General features: G+C 53.1%; 18 protein-coding genes. 3 read left to right on the forward strand and 15 right to left on the reverse strand.

The window, feature by feature from the left end; all coding sequences use genetic code 11:
* Positions 1-4: 4 nt before the first annotated feature.
* The 7 genes from deoB to JRJ22_RS20200 all read right to left on the reverse strand — a co-directional run bounded on the left by deoB (position 5) and on the right by JRJ22_RS20200 (position 6,839).
* Positions 5-1,183 (reverse strand): phosphopentomutase, encoded by a 1,179-nt coding sequence (gene deoB / locus JRJ22_RS20170; RefSeq protein WP_206101212.1) that lies wholly within the window; start codon positions 1,181-1,183, stop codon positions 5-7.
* Between the two features lie 294 nt (positions 1,184-1,477).
* On the reverse strand, positions 1,478-2,371 hold the full coding sequence (gene xerD / locus JRJ22_RS20175) for a site-specific tyrosine recombinase XerD (RefSeq protein ID WP_206101213.1): 894 nt from the start codon (positions 2,369-2,371) through the stop codon (positions 1,478-1,480).
* 155 nt (positions 2,372-2,526) lie between these two features.
* Positions 2,527-2,760, reverse strand: coding sequence for a DUF4227 family protein (locus JRJ22_RS20180; RefSeq protein WP_054941461.1), 234 nt, complete (start codon positions 2,758-2,760; stop codon positions 2,527-2,529).
* Between the two features lie 205 nt (positions 2,761-2,965).
* On the reverse strand, positions 2,966-3,433 hold the full coding sequence (gene fur, locus JRJ22_RS20185) for a ferric iron uptake transcriptional regulator (protein ID WP_206101214.1): 468 nt from the start codon (positions 3,431-3,433) through the stop codon (positions 2,966-2,968).
* A 904-nt stretch (positions 3,434-4,337) separates the two neighbouring features.
* A complete protein-coding gene (spoIIM, locus tag JRJ22_RS20190) occupies positions 4,338-4,973 on the reverse strand; it encodes a stage II sporulation protein M (protein WP_206101215.1) in 636 nt (211 codons plus the stop codon).
* A 103-nt stretch (positions 4,974-5,076) separates the two neighbouring features.
* Positions 5,077-6,276, reverse strand: coding sequence for an endonuclease Q family protein (locus tag JRJ22_RS20195; protein WP_206101216.1), 1,200 nt, complete (start codon positions 6,274-6,276; stop codon positions 5,077-5,079).
* A complete protein-coding gene (locus JRJ22_RS20200) occupies positions 6,267-6,839 on the reverse strand; it encodes an NUDIX hydrolase (RefSeq protein ID WP_206101217.1) in 573 nt (190 codons plus the stop codon). Before JRJ22_RS20200 ends, JRJ22_RS20195 begins: the two co-directional genes overlap by 10 nt.
* Before the next feature lie 77 nt (positions 6,840-6,916).
* On the opposite strand from JRJ22_RS20200, the gene JRJ22_RS20205 reads away from it, so the two are divergent.
* A complete protein-coding gene (locus JRJ22_RS20205) occupies positions 6,917-7,090 on the forward strand; it encodes a hypothetical protein (protein ID WP_206101218.1) in 174 nt (57 codons plus the stop codon).
* A gap of 87 nt (positions 7,091-7,177) precedes the next feature.
* On the opposite strand, the gene JRJ22_RS20210 is transcribed toward JRJ22_RS20205, so the two are convergent.
* Entirely contained in the window at positions 7,178-8,305 is a 1,128-nt protein-coding gene (locus tag JRJ22_RS20210; RefSeq protein WP_206101219.1) for a M20/M25/M40 family metallo-hydrolase, read from the reverse strand.
* A 95-nt stretch (positions 8,306-8,400) separates the two neighbouring features.
* On the opposite strand from JRJ22_RS20210, the gene prli42 reads away from it, so the two are divergent.
* Positions 8,401-8,502, forward strand: a complete 102-nt coding sequence (prli42, locus tag JRJ22_RS20215; protein WP_108722016.1) for a stressosome-associated protein Prli42 — start codon at positions 8,401-8,403, stop codon at positions 8,500-8,502.
* A 74-nt stretch (positions 8,503-8,576) separates the two neighbouring features.
* On the opposite strand, the gene lipB is transcribed toward prli42, so the two are convergent.
* The 5 genes from lipB to lpdA form a co-directional block, all read right to left on the reverse strand.
* Positions 8,577-9,293 carry a lipoyl(octanoyl) transferase LipB gene (gene lipB, locus JRJ22_RS20220; protein WP_206105216.1) on the reverse strand — a complete coding sequence of 239 codons (717 nt, stop codon included), beginning with the start codon at positions 9,291-9,293 and terminating at the stop codon, positions 8,577-8,579.
* Positions 9,294-9,347: 54 nt separating this feature from the next.
* Positions 9,348-10,763, reverse strand: coding sequence for a dihydrolipoamide acetyltransferase family protein (locus tag JRJ22_RS20225; protein ID WP_206101220.1), 1,416 nt, complete (start codon positions 10,761-10,763; stop codon positions 9,348-9,350).
* 22 nt (positions 10,764-10,785) lie between these two features.
* Entirely contained in the window at positions 10,786-11,772 is a 987-nt protein-coding gene (locus JRJ22_RS20230) for an alpha-ketoacid dehydrogenase subunit beta (protein ID WP_206101221.1), read from the reverse strand.
* Between the two features lie 3 nt (positions 11,773-11,775).
* Entirely contained in the window at positions 11,776-12,810 is a 1,035-nt protein-coding gene (locus JRJ22_RS20235) for a thiamine pyrophosphate-dependent dehydrogenase E1 component subunit alpha (protein ID WP_206101222.1), read from the reverse strand.
* Between the two features lie 225 nt (positions 12,811-13,035).
* Complete coding sequence (gene lpdA, locus JRJ22_RS20240; protein WP_206101223.1) at positions 13,036-14,457, reverse strand: dihydrolipoyl dehydrogenase; 1,422 nt, start codon at positions 14,455-14,457, stop codon at positions 13,036-13,038.
* Positions 14,458-14,625: 168 nt separating this feature from the next.
* On the opposite strand from lpdA, the gene JRJ22_RS20245 reads away from it, so the two are divergent.
* Positions 14,626-14,931, forward strand: coding sequence for a DUF2627 domain-containing protein (locus JRJ22_RS20245; protein WP_206101224.1), 306 nt, complete (start codon positions 14,626-14,628; stop codon positions 14,929-14,931).
* Between the two features lie 113 nt (positions 14,932-15,044).
* Here JRJ22_RS20245 and JRJ22_RS20250 read toward each other — a convergent pair whose 3' ends face one another.
* Positions 15,045-16,895 (reverse strand): ABC transporter ATP-binding protein, encoded by a 1,851-nt coding sequence (locus JRJ22_RS20250; protein WP_206101225.1) that lies wholly within the window; start codon positions 16,893-16,895, stop codon positions 15,045-15,047.
* Complete coding sequence (locus JRJ22_RS20255; protein WP_206101226.1) at positions 16,876-18,666, reverse strand: ABC transporter ATP-binding protein; 1,791 nt, start codon at positions 18,664-18,666, stop codon at positions 16,876-16,878. Before JRJ22_RS20255 ends, JRJ22_RS20250 begins: the two co-directional genes overlap by 20 nt.
* Positions 18,667-18,678: the final 12 nt, after the last annotated feature.

Below are 18,678 nucleotides of genomic sequence, written 5' to 3' on the forward strand. Positions count from 1 at the left end.
TTCATTATTTGAGTTCTGCCAAAAAGCTTGTCCCGTACTGCGGCGCTTTCGCCCCGAAATTGTCGGCAATCGTTGCCGCAACATCAGAGAAGGTCTGGCGGATGCCGAGGCTGCCCGGCGTCTTGAATCTTGGGCTGTAAATGAGCAGCGGCACATACTCACGCGTATGGTCCGTTCCGCTGTGGATCGGGTCATTGCCGTGGTCGGCGGAAATAATCAGCAGATCATCTTCGCTTAGTGTAGACAGCAGTTCCGGCAGTGCCTCATCAAAGACCTCCAGCGCACGTCCGTATCCTTCCGGATCACGGCGGTGCCCGTACAACGAATCAAAGTCTACCAGATTGGTGAACAGGAAGCCGTCAAACGGCTTACGCAACTCGTCAATGGTGATCTGGATACCATGCTCATTGCTCTTTGTCGGGTAAGAGGCTGTAACACCTTCACCTGTGAAAATGTCGTTGATCTTACCGACAGCAATAACATCTTTGCCGATGTCTTCCAAAGCATTCATAATCGTCGGTTCCGGCGGCTTCACGGCATAGTCATGACGGTTCGGAGTGCGCTTGAAATCCCCCGGCTCGCCGACATAAGGACGGGCAATGACGCGGCCAACTGAGAATTCAGGGGCCATCGTCAGCTCGCGGGCGATTTTGCAGGCGCTGTACAGCTCTTCAAGCGGAATAATATCTTCATGCGCTGCAAGCTGGAAGACGCTGTCCGCCGACGTGTACACAATCCAGGCACCGGTTTTCATTTGCTCTTCACCGTATTCAACCAGAATTTCGGTGCCGGAAGCCGGTTTGTTGCCGATCACTTTGCGTCCGGTGGCTGCTTCGAACTTCTCAATCAGTTCGGCAGGAAAACCGTCCGGATAGACGTTAAACGGAACCTCAATCTTCAGCCCCATCAGCTCCCAATGGCCGGTCATCGTATCTTTACCTACAGATACCTCCTGCATTTTGCCGTAATATCCGGTAGGTGCATCTACAGGTTCAAGCGGCGGCAGCGGCGCAATATTCGCCAGGCCTAGTCTTTGCAGGTTCGGCAGCTTGAGGCCCGGCACTCGCTCCAGAATATGTCCCAGCGTATGGGAACCTTTATCTCCGAAACTTTCGGCATCCGGCGCTTCACCGATACCCACACTATCCAGCACAATAAATCCGATCCGTTTAAATGAGGACATTCATTCATACACTCCTTCGAAGTTTGCATTCTCTGAGGTCTTGATCCAAACAAGAAGAAACGGCTCTACCTTCTTCCGCAGGGGGTACTCCCCTGGAAAGCCCGGGGGCAATAGCCCGCTTGTTAGGTACCCGTTTTCTTGCGAAAGAACCGTCCGGCTGTACCGATGTATCCGGCCATTCTTTCAGTATGATTCCATCATAACTATCTTACTCACAAAAAGCACCTTTTTTAGCACGTTAATGTAACGGGCAACTTCCACTAAACCTGATCCAGCCCATTAACCGCAGAGCATTTACTTGGCCCGCGGATGATGGCTCTCGTAGACTTCCTTCATATTTTTGCGGGCAATTCCGCTGTACACCTGTGTAGTAGAGATGTCGGCATGGCCCAGCATCTGCTGAACCGAGCGGAGATCCGCACCGCCTTCCAACAAATGGGCGGCAAAGGAATGCCTCAAGGTATGCGGTGTAATATCCTGTTCAATATGGGCTTCACGCGCGTATTTTTTAATGATTTTCCAGAATCCCTGACGGGTCAGCCGTCCGCCGAGACTATTCAGAAACAAAGCAGGCTCCTCCTGATTCCCCCGCAGCAGCTTGTCCCGCATCCCGGCTGTATATACAGCAACGCAGTCTGCAGCAATCGTACCGATCGGTACCACCCGCTCTTTGCCAGATGCTGCACTACAGCGGGCAAATTTCATCTCCGTCTGCACGTCCTCTACATTCAGGGAGATCAGTTCAGAGACGCGGATGCCGGTTGCGTACAGCAGCTCCAGCATTGCCTTATCCCGTATGCCCTGCGGACTGGCCTCATCAGGTGCTGCCAGCAGCCGCTCAATTTCCCCAATACTCAGTATCATCGGCGGCTTCTTGCTGGGTTTGATCATTTCCATATCAAGCGTAGGGTCCTGCTCAATCAGCCTTTCCTTAAGCAAATAGTGAAAAAAGGCGCGCAGCGATACGGTGTTCCGGTTAACCGTGGCCGTTGCCCGCCCGGCACCACGTAGTCCGGCGAGATACTGAATTAGATGCGATCTTCTAATCTCCCCCGGCGATACGATCCCCCGCTCCCCGGCGAATTCCAAAAACTGCGAGACATCGCGTCCATAAGATTCCAGCGTACTCGAAGACAGGCCTTTATCAACGGACAGATATTGCATAAAAGGCTGCAAATGTGACTTCATTCTACTCACTCTCCCGTCTGCTCAGGCTGCTCTTCGCGGCTATGCAGCATTTAGGCATGTGAGTCTGACAGCCGGCCTGTAACAGCAAACCGGGTAAACTCACCTTAGCTACATTCGACAGACTTCTAGCTTTTCCCTGCTTTTTGGCCGCAGCTTCACTCGCCGTACCAGTAGTACAGCCGCAGGCGCTGCCCGGCATTCAGCCCTTCCTCGGGATGCGGGGACTCCTGAAACGCCCGGACAGCCGAGCCTTCCGGGATTTCATAATGATCTACCGGACTGATCCAGGCGCCGATCCAGTTCAGCGCATAATAAAAAAGGCAGCTCAGGGCAACCAGCAAAGTCATAAAATACAACCGGCGCACTGTTTTGGGCACAGAGATAATCATTTAAGATACCTCCTAAAAGTATAGTCACGATGAAGAGCTTTGTACAAAACAGTCAACGAAAAATATAGTTACCACTCGCGTTAACTCGTCCTAAACTGTATGCGCCGGATACTGATAGTATGTATTTCTTCTGGAAAAATCATTTAAAAAGCCCTCTCCGGCAGATACCGGGGAGAGCTTGTGCGGTAATTCCTCATCTATAAGCTTATTCGGGAGCGTTGCCGTCCGCAGCATTCTTCTCATTACAACGGTGGCAAATCCCGTGAAAATCAAGTCTATGATCAAGCACCGTAAAATTATAATCTTTCTCAAGCCGCTCTTCCAGCGGTCCCAGCCAGTCCTCGCGAATCTCGTCCATCGAGCCGCATTGCACACAGATCAGATGATGATGATGATGTTTAGCTGTATCCGTCCGCAGATCATAGCGGGCAACACCGTCTCCGAAATTAATCTTCTCCACGACATGAAGTTCGCTGAGCAGTTCCAGGGTACGATATACGGTGGCGAGACCGATCTCGGGAGCCTTCTCTTTTACAAGCATAAACACATCTTCAGCGCTTAGATGATCATCTTCATTCTCCAGCAGCACTCTTAAGGTCGCTTCCCGTTGGGGTGTAAGCTTATATCCTTGGGATTGTAGCTGTTGTTTTATCTTGTCTATCCGGGCTTCCACCTATCTCCCTCCCCCAAAGAAAATTACCGCACCGGGCACAAAACCACTTCTTACATTATAGGGGGAGTCGCTTTGAGAAGTCAAACGCTTTTAGAATAGGTTCAAGAGCAGGACACCCGGCATGTATGCACAAAAAAAGGGACCCCACCGGCGTCCGGCAGGGCCAAGTTCTATTATAAGGGGGTCATGTGACTACTATAAGCCCGGAAGCTTAAAATAGAATGAATGAAAGATAAAGGTTTGATGAAAAGGCTCATTAACAACTTGAATCCGGCAGGAACCTGCAAGATAATGGAGGCATGCCGGAATTATCGGTTGTATTTGGAGTAAAGTGGTGGTGAACTTTATCAGAACGCAGGCAATCAAAAAATCCGTTAAGGCTATACTTATGTTCTTCACCATCCTCAAAATACTGCACTACATCCTCAAAGAAGTTATATTGGGAAACGCCGCCTCGATAGGAGTAGCCGCTGGCTTTTCTGAAAGGACAGGCCTATGGGTTATCATTCTGTTGAGTTTGATACTAACAGTATGGACGCTAATCGAGCGAAACTGACTTGATTCAGGAGATACCGTAATGACACACTTCCTGGTAGCTTGACTTAACTGTAATAGACTAGATGGAATGAATCCACTTACATATTTGATTGCAGAGACAATAGTGAATTTTGCGGGAATATGTCCATCTAATTTATCCTTTTTTAAGCAACAATCTGCTTTTCCCGCAATGTAAGTGGATTGATTCCACTTAGATGTTGACTACAAGGAAAATCAGCTGATTTAGCGGGTGTATTTCCACTTAGTATCCTTATGATCGATACATAAGCAGACGATATCATTATTAAATAAATAACCTGTCAGGCTAATGGCCCGGCAGGTTATTTTTGTTCATATAGTTACGGTTTCACACACTCTGACCTATCAGCATCGGTGTCACCCATCTCATCATCTCCGGCGTTACCCAGGCCTCGAAACCGGAAATCCCCAGCACGAGCACGGCCATCCCGAGTGAGAGCAGCGTATACATGGCAAAAGGTCTGGTCACCGGCGTACGCCGCTGGCCAAGCACGCGGCTGCGGATCATCAGCAGGGAAAAGGCGATAGCCGCCGCACTGCTGACAAGCAGTACCGGAATCAGCACCAGATTGTGCGGAGCCACAGAGACAAGCGCGAACAGCATCCCGTGCCAAGAATACTCGCTGACCAGGCAGCCGACCGTAAAGCCGATCAGCACCCCTTTGAGAAAATCAAGTATTAGAATCCCCGGCAGTCCGATCACCGACAAGCCCAGAATCCAGATCAGGCCGACCCACTTCAGATTCAGCGCGGCAATGCCCCAGTAGGAATCAGGAGCGGCGGGCAGTCCCTGCTGATCCACGGTCACAAAGAAATTCCCCAGATAATCACCCAGCTCCTGCTGCTGATCAAGGGTCAGCGCACTTACTATAAGTGCCCCAAAAACGACCCCAACCAGAAATAATACCGCAACAAAAATATAAAGAGGCGTCTGTTCCTTGATCATCAGCCGCAAACTGCGCATAGGGACGTTCTCCTTTCAGGTCACATGTTACACCATATGAGGAAACGTCCCGCTCTATGACTTGTCCTTTGGATATGTGAGACGTTCAGGCCCCAAGTGCCCGTTATCTCTCGGTGCTCTTCACTTTACCGTAAGTCCCGCCGCCTCCGGAGGTCAGCTCAAGCCGGCCCGTACGCGCCAGAACGATCTGTGCCGCTAATTGGGATCCCGCGATTTGAGCAAGCTCCGGCTCGCCGGCACGGTGCAGGATATTCATCTCGGTGCCAAAAGCCGCCAGCAGCGCGTTCATTTTGGCCTTGCCCAGACCCGGGATAAACTCGAGCGGAACCTGGTAGTGATAAGGCGGTCGATGTGCCGGAACAACCGGATGCTCACGGTCGGCGATATGCAATATCCGGTCAAACACCCCTTGCACCAGCTTAGGGCTGCCGCAATAAGGGCAGCGTTCCGAGGTGGCATACGTCTCGTCGATAATGCTGCCGCATCCGGCGCAGTAGCTCCGGTGATACTTGCCAAGCCGCGGATTCAGGCCGAAATTGGCACTGACCCTCCGGCCCTCACGGCGCTCCAGCGCAAGGCGCAGCTCGCTGAACGAAGGCTTGGCAAGTTCAATGACATTGTACTCACGGCCGATTTTGCCGAGGGAATGCGCGTCGGAATTGGTCAGGAAGGTATAGCTGTCCAGCTCGGAAATATATCCCGCCATTTCCGAATCCGCGCTGAGGCCAAGCTCAACCGCTGCAATCCGTTCCAGATCAAACAGCTCCGCCATCCGCTCCGCCGCACAGCCATACAGCCCTTTATGCGGCGTGAAAATGTGCGCGGGAATCAGTATTCCTCCCCGTCCGCAGATCTCATTCTGCAGGTCTCTGGAAGAGGCATACAGCCGCTGCGAGCTGAGGTTGATGTTACGCATATACCGGCTCATCCAGCCGCTGAAATCCTCCATGGCCGCAAGGTCCGGCAGGAAAGCCAGTACATGACATTCCTTACGGCCGGGCTCGCGGATTTCGATTTCGCTCCCCAGCAGAAGTGTTGTTCCCCGGTAAGCAATCCCCCCGCCTTCTGCCGTAGTCATCTCACCGGACTCAAGAGCATCGCGGATATCCTGCAGCACGCCCGGCGAATGGCTGTCAATGATGCCGATCAGCTCTATCCCCTTGCGCTCCGCCGCTTCTATGGCGATGTTCGCGAAGGTGAGATTACGGCTGCCGCTGATTTTGACTGCCTGTCCGGAAGAGGTCCGGCCAATATGAACATGGAGATCGCAGTAATAGCTGCGCAGCTTCGGTTCTAGTGCCATTGACCTGTCAGCGTGTAGAGATGCCATGCGTACACTGCCATCATGGTTTTGGCATCGGCAATCCGCCCGTCCGCAATATACGCGTACGCTTCCTCCAGTGTCAGCTCAGAGACCTCTAAGAATTCATCCTCATCCAGCGCCATATCCCCCGGCTGGGCATTGTCCGTTACATACAGATGGATGATTTCATCCGCAAAGCCGGGTGAGGTATAAAAGGATTTCAGCAGCTTCAGCTCCCCGCTGTGAAAGCCAGTTTCCTCCTGAAGCTCACGTCCTGCGGCTGCCAGCGGGTCCTCGCCTTTATCCAGCTTACCTGCAGGAATCTCTACCTCCGTGCGGTGCATCGGCTGGCGGTACTGCTCTACCACCAGCATTTTATTGTTGTTCAGTGCCAGTACCGCGACAGCACCAGGATGCTTCACCACCTCACGGGTAGCGGTATTGCCGTCCGGCAGCTTCACGGTATCTACCTGAAGGGTAATGATTTTGCCTTCAAAAATCGGCTGCGTGGACAATGTCTCTTCGTCTAAGGCCGGGTTACGATTCAATTCCTCTTTTTTCATAGTTTCATGGTCTCCTTTAACTGGGTTCTGCATAAGGTGTATTATAGCAAACTTAAGGGGAAAGAAGGAATGCAGGCATGAAGGACATTCTTATCCGTACAAGCACATCAGCAGTTACAATCGCAGGCAAGCCCGAGCAGATTAAAGCGGTCATTGCAGGCTGGACGGAAAAGTACGGACGTGATATGCCCCTGGCCTACGTTCTCCAGCTGCAAGCAGCGTCCCGGATCTATCCACCCAGAGCCGGCTGAATAATACACCTTCACGCCTTCACCCGCCGGCTAAACATAAGGAGCTGTTCCCGGGCATTCCCGGAAACAGCTCCTTCATTTCATTTATTAAGCTTTAACGCTTTCTTTTACGATTGCTACAACCAGTTCAGCTGTCTTGACGATATCCTCAGCTTTGATCCGTTCCTTGGTCGTATGAATATGCTCATAACCGATTGCCAGATTCACCGTTGGAACTTTCAGGCCGTTGAATACGTTAGCGTCGCTTCCACCGCCCGAAGGGAACAGGCGGGTCTTCAACCCCAGTGAAGTAATCGCCTGGTCAGCAAGCTGAACTACAGGGTCATGTTCATTGAAGCTGAACGCGGGATAGATAATCTCACTGCGGAACTCGCACTCTGCACCATATTCCCGCACTGTAGTTTCCAACGCTTCACGCATGGAAGCGATCTGCAGCTCGACCTTCTCCTGCACAATACTGCGCGCTTCCGCGTCCAGCTGTACATGGTCGCAGACAACATTCGTCGGACCGCCGCCTGCGAACTTACCGATGTTAGCGGTTGTTTCTTTATCGATGCGTCCCAGCTTCATCGCTGAAATAGCCTTACTGGCAACCTGGATGGCGCTGATGCCGTCCTCAGGGTTAACACCTGCATGCGCGGATTTCCCGAAAATCTGCATCGTTATTCTCGCCTGTGCCGGTGCGGCTACAGCAATCCCTCCAACTTCACCGTTGGAATCAAGGGCGAAGCCCATATCCGCATCCAGATGGCTCGGGTCCATCGCCCGTGCGCCCAGCAGTCCGGATTCTTCACCCGCTGTAATCACGAACTGAATCTGCCCGTGTGGAATCTTCTGTTCTTGAATAACGCGGATCGCTTCGAACAAGGCAGCAAGTCCCGCTTTGTCATCGGAGCCGAGGATTGTAGAACCGTCGCTGGTAATCCAGCCGTCTTCCCCGAGAATCGGTTTGATATTTTGTCCCGGAACCACTGTATCCATATGACAGGTGAACAGCAGTTTAGGTCCTGCCGCACCGCTGTCAGCCGCCCAGGTTACGAACAGATTGCCCGCTCCATGTCCGGTACGCTCCTGGGAGTCATCTTCGATGGCTGTTAAACCAAGAGCGCTGAATTTTGCTTTTAGCACATCGGCTATCTGCCGTTCATTTCCGGTTTCGCTGTTCACACGGACAAGCTCCATGAACTCCTGAATCAATCGGTCTTGTACTATCACTTAGGCTTCCCTCTCTTTCACAGATACGTTACAATAGTGGTAATGCTTATTTTCATGTACGCTTTTAACTTAAACTAATCCCAAAGGAGTCACTCATGAATCGTCAAAAATGGTTCCGCGTCGTCATTTATGTCATGCTGATCGCCATGGTCGCCTCAACCGTGCTGCTGGTAATCGAGCCCTTTATGGCCGGTTAACGGACAAGCCTTGAAACCTTAATAACAGCGTCCGGTATTTTCCGGGCGCTGTTTGTTATGCAAGCAGCTGCCGCTTAATCCGCCGGAACCGGGCGGCCCTCTGCTCGAACCGCTTCATAAGGAAAATGGTGCAGAAAATAAGGAATCAATGCCTCCGCCACCTGCTCCAGTTCAAAGGAGCGCCCGGTGCATTCCTCCAGTGACGTGATGCCATAACTCGAAATGCCGCAAGGAATAATCCCCTGAAATCCGCGCTGTCCGATTCCCTCCGAGATATTGAAGGCGAACCCGTGGCTGGTGATAAAGCCTCTGCGTGATCTGCTTTTGTTGAACTTGACACCAATCGCGCAGATTTTCTCATCCCCGACCCACACACCGGTATACTCCGGCTTGCGTGTTCCTTCAATCCCCTGGGCTGCCAAATAATCAATGATAACAGACTCCAGGCGGCGCAGATATCCGCGTAAATCCACCTTGCCCTCTTCCCCTAGCTTAAGCAGCGGATAGCCGACAAGCTGGCCCGGCCCATGATATGTAATGTCTCCTCCGCGGTCGATTTCAAACAAGGCAATACCTTGCTGCTCCAGCTGTTCCTTGCTTAAGAGCAGATGCTCCGGATGATTCTGTGAACCGATGGTGTAGGTAGGCGGATGCTGCAAAAGAATCAGCTGTTCATTAGCCTCTCCGGCATCGATCGCCAGTACGGATTTCTTTTGCAGCTCCCAGGCCGCGCCATACTCCATCAGGGGGTGATATGAAAGCTCCAGCTTACCAAGTTCCGGTTGATTCATCATTTCAGCTCCCCGCTTGGATATCAGTCTTCCGATTTAGGATTCATATATAACCTAATACAGTTTTGTATCGGGCGTATAGCTTTCCAGATTATCTTTTACACGCTGCAGGAAACGGCCGCAAATAACACCATCCAGAATCCGGTGATCCAGGGACAGACAGATGTTCGCCATAGAGCGCACGGCAATCATGTCATTGATCACAACAGGTCTTTTGACAATGGATTCGAATGTCAGAATCGCCGCCTGCGGGTAGTTGATGATCGGGTAGGACAGAATAGAACCGAAGGAACCGGTGTTGTTCACTGTAAAGGTACCGCCCTGCATATCATCCAGGCGCAGCTTGCCCTCGCGGGTCTTCTGGGCCAGTTCATCGATCTCGCGGGCCAGCCCGGCGATATTCTTCTGGTCAGCCTTTTTGATCACCGGCGTCATGACGGAATCCTCGGTACCGACAGCAAGCGCGATATTGATATCACGTTTAACGATGATTTTATCTACGGCCCAAACCGAGTTCATAATCGGGTAATCCTTGATCGCACTAACCACAGCCTTCATCATAAAGGCGAGATAAGTCAGATTGATCCCTTCCTTGCGTTTGAACTCATCCTTGATTTTGTTGCGCAGCACGACCAGATTGGTCACATCCACCTCAATCATCGTCCAGGCATGCGGAATTTCCGATACACTCTGGCGCATTCTTGTCGCGATTGTGTTGCGGATCGGTGTAACGTCGATCAGATACTCCGAGCTGCTGCCAAGTCCGCCTTCCACCTCAATCGTTGGAATACGCGGGGACTCGCTCAGGTGAAGACCGGAATGACGGACCGGCTCCAGCTTATTCTGCACCTCGGCCTGAATGGCCTGCAGCGCAGGCTGCTGGGAGGCTTCAGGCACAGTCCGGGCTTCCGGCGCCGCAGCCGGTTGTGCGGACGTTCCTTGAACGGCAGCAGCGCCGCCGTTCTCCAGGAACATCAGCACATCCTTGCGTGTGATGCGTCCGCCGAGTCCGGTGCCCGGCACGGCACCTAGGTCTATGCGGTGCTCAGCGGCAAGCGTCTGCACCGCCGGCGAGTAGCGGGAGCGCATCGGCGCGTCCGCTGCTGAAGGAGCCAGCGCAGCCGGTCTGCCCGGTGCGGCAGGCGTGCTCGGGGCAGATGCTGCTGAAGCCGCCTGCGGTGCAGCAGAAGCCGCCGGTGCGGAGCTTCCGGCAGGCGCAGCAACGGCGATGCGGGCGATGATCTCGCCCACGCTGACCGTCTGGCCTTCCTCGGCCAGCAGCTCTACCAGCGTACCTTCCACGGTGGAAGGGAGCTCGGCATTCACTTTATCGGTAATGAGGTCACAGAGCGGTTCATATTGCTCTACCAGATCCCCCGGCTTCTTCAGCCACTTGCCAATCGTAGCTGACACCAGCGATTCCGCAAGCTGCGGCATAATCACATCGGTCAGCTTTGTATTGTCAGACATGTTGTCACTCCTTCAATTGATATTAGTACTGTGCCAGCCGGAGCATTTCCGCCTTCACTTTATCCTTGCTCAGCATGAAGAACTTCTCCATCGGCGGGCTAATCGGCATCGCCGGCACATCAGGGCCGCACAGCCGGAAGATCGGCGCGTCCAGCTCGAACAGGCAGTGTTCAGCGATAATCGCTGCCACCTCTCCGCCGATGCCCCCGGTTTTGTTGTCCTCGTGGACAATCAGCACCTTGCCGGTCTGGCGGGCCGCCGCAATAATCGCGTCACGGTCAAGCGGCTGCAGGGTGCGCAGATCAAGAATATGCGCGGTAATCCCTTCCTCGCGCTCCAGTTCCTCTGCTGCCTGCATCGCAAAATGCAGCGGCAGACTGTACCCGATAACCGTGATATCACTGCCTTCACGCAGCAGGTTCGCTTCGCCGATCGGCACGGTGTAATCACCTTCAGGCACATCTTCCTTAATCAGCTTGTAGCATTTCTTATTCTCAAAAAACAGCACCGGATCAGGGTCCCGTACTGCTGATTTCAGCAGCCCCTTGGCATCGGCTGCCGAATAAGGCGCAACAATCTTCAGTCCGGGCGTACCGAAGAAGATTGATTCCGGGCACTGGGAATGGTACAGTCCGCCGAAGATCCCTCCGCCGATCGGCGCACGGATCACAATCGGACAGCTCCAGTCGTTATTGGAACGGTAGCGGATTTTGGCCGCTTCACTGATAATCTGGTTGGTGGCCGGGAGCATAAAGTCAGAGTACTGCATTTCCGCAATCGGCTTCATGCCGTACATTGCTGCCCCGATGGCAACACCTGCAATCGCCGATTCGGCCAGCGGTGTATCCATTACACGCTCTTCCCCGAATTGCTCCTGCAATCCCTTAGTGGTGGTGAACACACCGCCCTTAAGGCCAACATCCTCGCCGAGCACAAATACCGAATCATCGCGTTCCATTTCTTCCTTCATCGCCAAACGGATGGCATCGATATATTCCATCATCGCCATGAGTTATGCTCCTCCTTTGAGGCCGGAATCATCGTACACATGCAGCAGCGTGTCTTCCGGTTTCGGAAACGGTGCATTTTCCGCGTATGCGATAGCCTCTTTAAGTTCCAAATTATATTCAGCGGCAAGATCACGCTCCTGCTCGTCACTCCACAGTCCTAGTCCGGTCAGATAGGTGCGGAATGCGGCAATGCCGTCTTTTTTCCAGTTCTCGTCGACCTCTTCCTTGGTCCGGTAAGCCAGATCATTATCAGAGGTGGAATGCGGCGACAAACGGTACATCATCGCTTCAATCAGTGTCGGCCCTTCCCCGGCAATCGCGCGCTCCCGCGCCTCCTTAACCACGCGGTACACTTCAAGCGGATCATTACCGTCAACGCGCACGCCCGGGAAGCCGTAGCCCAGCGCACGGTCACTGATTTTGCCGCCAAGCTGCTTGTGGACCGGAACAGAAATGGCATACTGGTTGTTCTGGCAAAAAATAATGACCGGCAGCTTATTCACACCCGCAAAATTGCAGGCTTCATGGAAATCCCCCTGGTTGCTGGAGCCTTCTCCGAAGGTGACAAAGGACACGAATTTCTTCTTCTTCATCTTAGCTGCCAGAGCGAAGCCAACCGCATGCGGAACCTGGGTTGTCACAGGACTTGAGCCCGTCACGATGCGCAGGCGCTTGCTGCCGAAATGGCCCGGCATCTGCCGGCCGCCGCTGTTGGGGTCCTCCGCCTTAGCGAATACGGACAGCATCAGCTCACGCGTAGTCATGCCCACCGACAATACAAAAGCGTAATCGCGGTAATACGGTAAAAAATAATCATTCTGCCGGTCCAGCGCAAACGCTGCTGCAACCTGCGCCGCCTCCTGGCCGATACCGGAGACATGAAAGTTAATCTTGCCGGCACGCTGCAGCAGCAAACTGCGCTCATCGTATTTGCGCCCGAGCTGCATATATCTGTACATATCAATGACCTGGCCGTCTGTGAGTCCAAGCTGTGAATGTCTGTTAACCGTTCCTACAGTAGTACCTTGGGATTCCATACAGAGGTACCTCCTAAATATTTTGATAGCTATACTGCCTGCTGCTTCGTACAACTCCATCTATTATGCCCTGATCTTATAACCAGGTACTAAACCTAACTCAAGATCATTATAAGCCCTTTACAGTCAAAAAGAAAAGAGAGGAAAAGCCGGAATAGCGCTATTTTACGGTCATCAGACGTAATTAGCTCTCTTTCGGCTTCCTTTTATTACCCGCATCGTTTCCTAGAATCCTATTGCTCTGCCATCCACAGCCAGCATTGCTTCTCCAATAATCTCGGACAAGGTCGGATGGGCATGGATCGCTTCCCCGATCTCCCAAGGTGTGGCATCCAGCAGCTGCGCCAGCGCAGCTTCCCCGATCAGGTCGGTCACATGAGGACCGATCATCTGCACCCCAAGAATATCCCCGCTGGTGCGGTCAGCTACAACCTTGACGAAACCCTCCTTCATCCCATACACAATCGCCTTACCGATGGCCGAGAACGGGAATTTCCCGGTGACCACATCATGACCCAGGCTCTGGGCTTCCTTCTCTGTATAACCGACACTGGCTACTTCCGGCCTAGTATAGACACAGCGAGGGACAAGGTGGGCATGATACGGATGAAGCTTCTCCCCGGCCAGATGATTGACGGCACGAATACCTTCATGGCTCGCGGCATGGGCCAGCTGCAATCCCCCGATACAGTCGCCGATCGCATAGATATGGGGCTCGCCTGTCTGCATGTTGTCATTGACCTCGATAACCCCTTTATCAAAGCGGATATCGGTATTTTCCAGCCCGATATTCTCAACATTGGCTACTCTGCCTACAGAGACCAGCAGCTTTCCGGCGGACAGGGTCTGGCTCTGCTCCCCTTTGCGGGCTTCGATGGTAATACCGTCCTCCGTCACCACGCAGGTCTCCGCATCGACAGTGGTTCCGGTCAGAACCTTCACTCCGCGTTTTTTGAGCAGGCGCATGAGCTCCCTGGCAATCTCCGCATCCTCCAGCGGCAGCAGCTGGTCTGCTGCTTCCACAACCGTAACCTGGACACCAAAATCCGCCAGCATTGAAGCCCATTCCACTCCGATCACTCCGCCGCCTACGATAATGATCGAAGAAGGCAGCTCTTCCAGCGTCAGCGCTTCCTCACTGCTGAGAATAACTTGGCCGTCCGGCTTTAGGCCGGGCAGTACACGCGGACGGGAGCCCGTCGCGATAATCAGATGGGTAGAGACCACCGTCTCCATTTCGCCATCCTCCAGCTCCACTGCCACCGCACCGCTACGCGGAGAGAAGATCGAAGGGCCGATAATCCGTCCCTTGCCCTTCAGCACCTGAATTTTATTTTTGCGCATCAGAAACTGTACGCCCTGGTGCAGCTGCTCGACAACAGCTTCCTTGCGGCTCTGTACTTTCGGAAATACCAGCTTTACCCCGGAAGTTTCGATGCCGTAGCTCTCGCTCTCTTGTATTTCAGCATATACCTCTGCACTGCGCAGCAGCGACTTGCTCGGAATGCAGCCGCGGTGCAGGCAGGTTCCGCCCAGTTTGTCCATTTCGATGACGACGACAGACTTGCCCAGCTGGGCCGCGCGGATCGCTGCCACATAACCGCCGGTTCCTCCGCCCAGAATAGCCACGTCACAGGAAATTGTCATTATATGTATCCTCCAGTCATTACTCATAAGTTCTGCATAACTCCCTACATTGTACTCCCTTTTAAGCCTAATACAAAACTTATAAACGTCATGTAAACATGGACTTTTACCGGTTGAAGCGTTATCATATGGGTGAATCCAAAGGCCTGCAAGGGAGATGAATCCTAAATGAAACTGCTCATTTCACGCTTCATTGCTATTCTCATTCTCGTTCTTCCGGGTCTGATGGCGATGAAGGGCTTCCTGATGATGAAGGATGATATTTTCAACTACGTCTCCATGCACGGCGATGATACTGTAACCCCCGTATTCGCCTGGCTGCATTTTGGCGGCGGACTGCTTCTGTTCCTGGCAGGAATGAGCTTCCTCGGCGGCTGGATTCTGACCAGAGACCGCAAGAAGAACTACGTGGGACCCCGATTCCGGGAAAAGCAAAAAGCCCAGCAGCCGGCCTCACCGGATACAATGGTTTAAACATACCGCATTCTAAGGTTCCACACTATCCCCTTTAGTTTAGTCTTCAATTTCGATCTTATATAAATACAAAAGGCAGCTCCGGCAAACCCGGAACTGCTTTTTGTATTGCTTTATTCCGCCCTTGAAGCTGCTGAAGCCCCCCGCACCAGCTCACTGTACAGTCCGCCCTGCCGCAACAGCTCCTCATGGGAACCCTGCTGCTGCAACCGTCCGTTCTTGAGCACCAGAATGCGGTCTGCAGCGCGGATCGTACCCAGCCTGTGGGCAATGACAAAGCTGGTCCGGCCCTTCATCAGCGCCTGCAGACCCTCCTGAATCTTGATTTCGGTCACGGTATCAATGCTGCTTGTTGCTTCGTCCAGCACGAGCATCGACGGGTTAGCCAGAATCGCCCGCGAAATCGCCAGCAGCTGCTTCTGCCCCTGGCTGATCCCGTTTCCATCCACCGACAGCATCCGGTCATACCCGCCGCGCATCCGCATAATAAAAGCATGGGCACCAGCAAGCTTCGCCGCCTGCTCCACTTCCTCATCCGTAGCCCCCAGCCTGCCGTAGCGGATGTTGTCGCGGATCGTCCCCTTGAACAGAAAGGAATCCTGCAGCACAAAAGCCATATGGCTGCGCAGACTTTCCCGCCGGATGGAGGACAAGTCCTGGCCGTCGAGGGTAATGCTGCCTTTGTCCGGATCATAAAAACGCGACAGCAGCCCGATCAGCGTTGTTTTACCTGCACCCGTAGGCCCGACCAGTGCGATCATCTCACCAGGCTTCGCTTCAAAGCTGATATCCTGCAGAATATCAGCCCCTTCGTCATAGGAGAAGGATACCCCCGAAAACTTCACCGCACCTTCCACATGCTCCAGCAGATGTGCAGCGCCTTCATCCCTCGCTTCCTTCTCCTCGTCCATCACTTCGAACACCCGCTCCGCTCCGGCAATCGCCGACAAAAGGGTGTTCCACTGATTAGCCAAGTCATTCAGCGGCCGCGTGAACTGGCGTGTATATTCCACAAAAGCGATAATCACTCCGACAGTGACCAGGCCGCGGATGGCCAGCAGACCGCCGACCCCTGCAACGATAGCAAAGCTAAGATTGTTAAGCCCGTTCATCAATTTGGGAATAAAGCCGGAAATCGACTGTGCCCAGTACCCGGACAGCATAATACGCCCGTTCCGCTCGCGGAAACCGTTGATTACCCGTTCCTCCTGGGAGAAGGCCTTTATAATCCGCTGGCCGGATAAGGTCTCCTCAATGAATCCGTTAAGCTCGCCCAGATTGCGCTGGCGCTCCTTAAATAGCGGGCCTGTACGCCGCGTAATCCAGCGCATGCCAAATGTCATCAGCGGCACGACAATGAACGTCAGCAGAGTGAGCAGCGGACTCAGCCACAGCATCACTCCAACCGTCCCCAGTAAGGTCAAGACACTCGAGAAAATTTGGATTGCCGAGCTGTTAAGCGTCGAGCTGATATTCTCGATATCATTCGTCAGGCGGCTCATAATCTCACCCTGCTGCCTGCGGTTAAAGAAGGAGATCGGCAGACGGTGTAAATGTGCGAACAGATCCGTACGGATCCGGTATACCGTCTCCTGGGCAATTTCGATCATCCAGATATTCTGCAGCCACGACGTAAGAGAATTTAACACATAGACCGAGGCCAGCGTGATCAAAAAAACGATCCAGGTGCTGCCCCCGTCTCCCTCCAGGTAATGATCCACCGCTCTGCTGATCAGATAAGGCCCCAGCAGGGCAAGCCCGGAGCTGAGCAGCACCATTACCAGCACCAGGATCAGCTTTGCCTTGCGTGCAGCCAGATAAGCCCAGATCCGTTTCAGTGTAGCTGATGAATTTTTCGCCCTGGCTTTCGGCTTCCGTCCGGCGGGGGATCCGAAGCTCTTCCCCTCACCCAGCCCCAGTTCCAGCTTCGGATGGCGGAATGGCTCAAGTAGTGCTTTGAACATGCTGCGCCGCCTCCTCATTCTGTGATTCATTAATTTTGCGGTAAAGGGCTGAATCCTTCATCAGCTCCCCGTGTGTTCCCCCGGCGATCAGCCTGCCCTCATCAAGCAGCAGAATCAAATCAGCAGAGACAGTAGAGCTAATCTTCTGGGTAATGAGGAAGGTGGTGCAGGACATTTTTTTGAGTTCTTTCAGCAGCAGCCCCTCGGTTACCGCATCAAGGGCACTGGTGCTGTCATCCAGAATCAGAATTGCCGGCTTCCTTACGAGTGCCCTGGCAATGGTCATCCGCTGTTTCTGGCCTCCGGACAGATTGACCCCGCGCTGGCCCAGCATCGTCTCATAGCCTTGAGGCAGACCAGTGATCGTCTCGTGGATCTGGGCTGCCGCAGCCGCCTGTTCAATCTCCTCTGCCGTAGCATGCTCATTTCCCCAGGCAATATTTTCACGCACCGAACCGGAGAACAGCATGATCTCCTGCGGAACATAACCAATAGACCTGCGCAGCCTGCTAACCTCCATCTCAGAGCTGTTCTCTCCATCAATCCTGATGATCCCGCTGTCAGGCTCGTATAGACGGGGAATCAGGCTTACCAGCGATGACTTTCCGGAGCCGGTTGCACCCATGATGGCTACACGCTCACCAGGCTGAACCGCAAATGAGATTTGCTCCAGCACAGCTATATCGCTTCCCGGGTAACTGAAGCTTACATCAATGAATTCCACTCTGCCTTCGATGGATGCCTCTTCATGGGTTTGTTTCACCAGATTTTCCCCTGCCGCATGTGACCCGCTTACCTGTACATCTGCCGATCCGATTTCTCCCCGGCCCTCAGGCGAAGACATTACTTCTGAAATACGCTGCTCCGAAGCAACAGCCCGGGAGAAAGTCGCCATAATCCAGGAAAGGGCCGACATCGCCCCAATGGTACGCAAGGAGTAGTTAATAACCGCGACAGTCTCCCCCAGTGTAGCTTGCCCGGCAGAAATTTCGATTCTCCCAAACCACAGCACAGCTACAATTCCCGCGTTGACAATCAGCATAATGAGCGGTCCCATCGTTTCGGTTAACCTTAACGCAGCAACAGTGGATTTCATCAGACTCCCGCTGTACGAAGCAAAGCGGCCGATCTCATGACCCATACGCACAAATACCCGGATGAGCCGGATACCAGTAAGATTCTCCTGAATGACACCGTTTACACCGTCAACTCTGCTCTGCACAATCTTGAACAAGGCCGAAGACCTGCGCATCACCCAAGTCAGGACCACAATCAGCAGCGGCAGCGTGACGGCCAGCAACAGGCCCAGCTTCACATGCACGACCAGCGCCATGATTACACTGCCCAGCACAACCAGCGGTACACGGGTCATAAAACGCAGTGCCATAAATACCGTATCCTGCAGCTGCGTTACATCCCCGGTCAGCCGCGTGATCAGCGAAGAAGTCTGAAAACGGCTGAACACTTCATAAGTGAAGGACTGCACCTTTTCGTACAGCTTATCCCTAAGATCATAAGCAAAGCCCTGGCTGGCATGGGAGGCAAAAAATGAACTCAAAATGCCTGCCGCAAACGCTATTACAGCGCTAAAGGTAAGCACTCCGCCCCACAGCCAGACCACTGTCATATCCTTTTCCCTGATTCCGTTATCGATAATCTTCGCGATCAGCAAGGGCTGTGAAAGCTCCACTGCCAGCTCAATTCCCATCATTACCAGTGCGGCAATAGCAGCTACCCTGTATTTTTTGAGATATAAGAAAATTAGGTTCATCGGCGTTATCCT

This window comes from Paenibacillus tianjinensis (assembly GCF_017086365.1).
GTDB lineage: Bacteria > Bacillota > Bacilli > Paenibacillales > Paenibacillaceae > Paenibacillus_AQ > Paenibacillus_AQ tianjinensis.

Excerpts from the sequence above, each read along its gene's own strand:
- deoB (WP_206101212.1), bottom strand. The coding sequence starts at position 1,183 with ATGTCCTCATTTAAACGGATCGGATTTATTGTGCTGGATAGTGTGGGT.
- xerD (WP_206101213.1), bottom strand. The coding sequence starts at position 2,371 with ATGAAGTCACATTTGCAGCCTTTTATGCAATATCTGTCCGTTGATAAA.
- JRJ22_RS20180 (WP_054941461.1), bottom strand. The coding sequence starts at position 2,760 with ATGATTATCTCTGTGCCCAAAACAGTGCGCCGGTTGTATTTTATGACT.
- spoIIM (WP_206101215.1), bottom strand. The coding sequence starts at position 4,973 with ATGCGCAGTTTGCGGCTGATGATCAAGGAACAGACGCCTCTTTATATT.
- JRJ22_RS20195 (WP_206101216.1), bottom strand. The coding sequence starts at position 6,276 with ATGGCACTAGAACCGAAGCTGCGCAGCTATTACTGCGATCTCCATGTT.
- JRJ22_RS20200 (WP_206101217.1), bottom strand. The coding sequence starts at position 6,839 with ATGAAAAAAGAGGAATTGAATCGTAACCCGGCCTTAGACGAAGAGACA.
- JRJ22_RS20205 (WP_206101218.1), top strand. The coding sequence starts at position 6,917 with ATGAAGGACATTCTTATCCGTACAAGCACATCAGCAGTTACAATCGCA.
- prli42 (WP_108722016.1), top strand. The coding sequence starts at position 8,401 with ATGAATCGTCAAAAATGGTTCCGCGTCGTCATTTATGTCATGCTGATC.
- lipB (WP_206105216.1), bottom strand. The coding sequence starts at position 9,293 with ATGAATCAACCGGAACTTGGTAAGCTGGAGCTTTCATATCACCCCCTG.
- JRJ22_RS20225 (WP_206101220.1), bottom strand. The coding sequence starts at position 10,763 with ATGTCTGACAATACAAAGCTGACCGATGTGATTATGCCGCAGCTTGCG.
- JRJ22_RS20230 (WP_206101221.1), bottom strand. The coding sequence starts at position 11,772 with ATGGCGATGATGGAATATATCGATGCCATCCGTTTGGCGATGAAGGAA.
- JRJ22_RS20235 (WP_206101222.1), bottom strand. The coding sequence starts at position 12,810 with ATGGAATCCCAAGGTACTACTGTAGGAACGGTTAACAGACATTCACAG.
- lpdA (WP_206101223.1), bottom strand. The coding sequence starts at position 14,457 with ATGACAATTTCCTGTGACGTGGCTATTCTGGGCGGAGGAACCGGCGGT.
- JRJ22_RS20245 (WP_206101224.1), top strand. The coding sequence starts at position 14,626 with ATGAAACTGCTCATTTCACGCTTCATTGCTATTCTCATTCTCGTTCTT.
- JRJ22_RS20250 (WP_206101225.1), bottom strand. The coding sequence starts at position 16,895 with ATGTTCAAAGCACTACTTGAGCCATTCCGCCATCCGAAGCTGGAACTG.
- JRJ22_RS20255 (WP_206101226.1), bottom strand. The coding sequence starts at position 18,666 with ATGAACCTAATTTTCTTATATCTCAAAAAATACAGGGTAGCTGCTATT.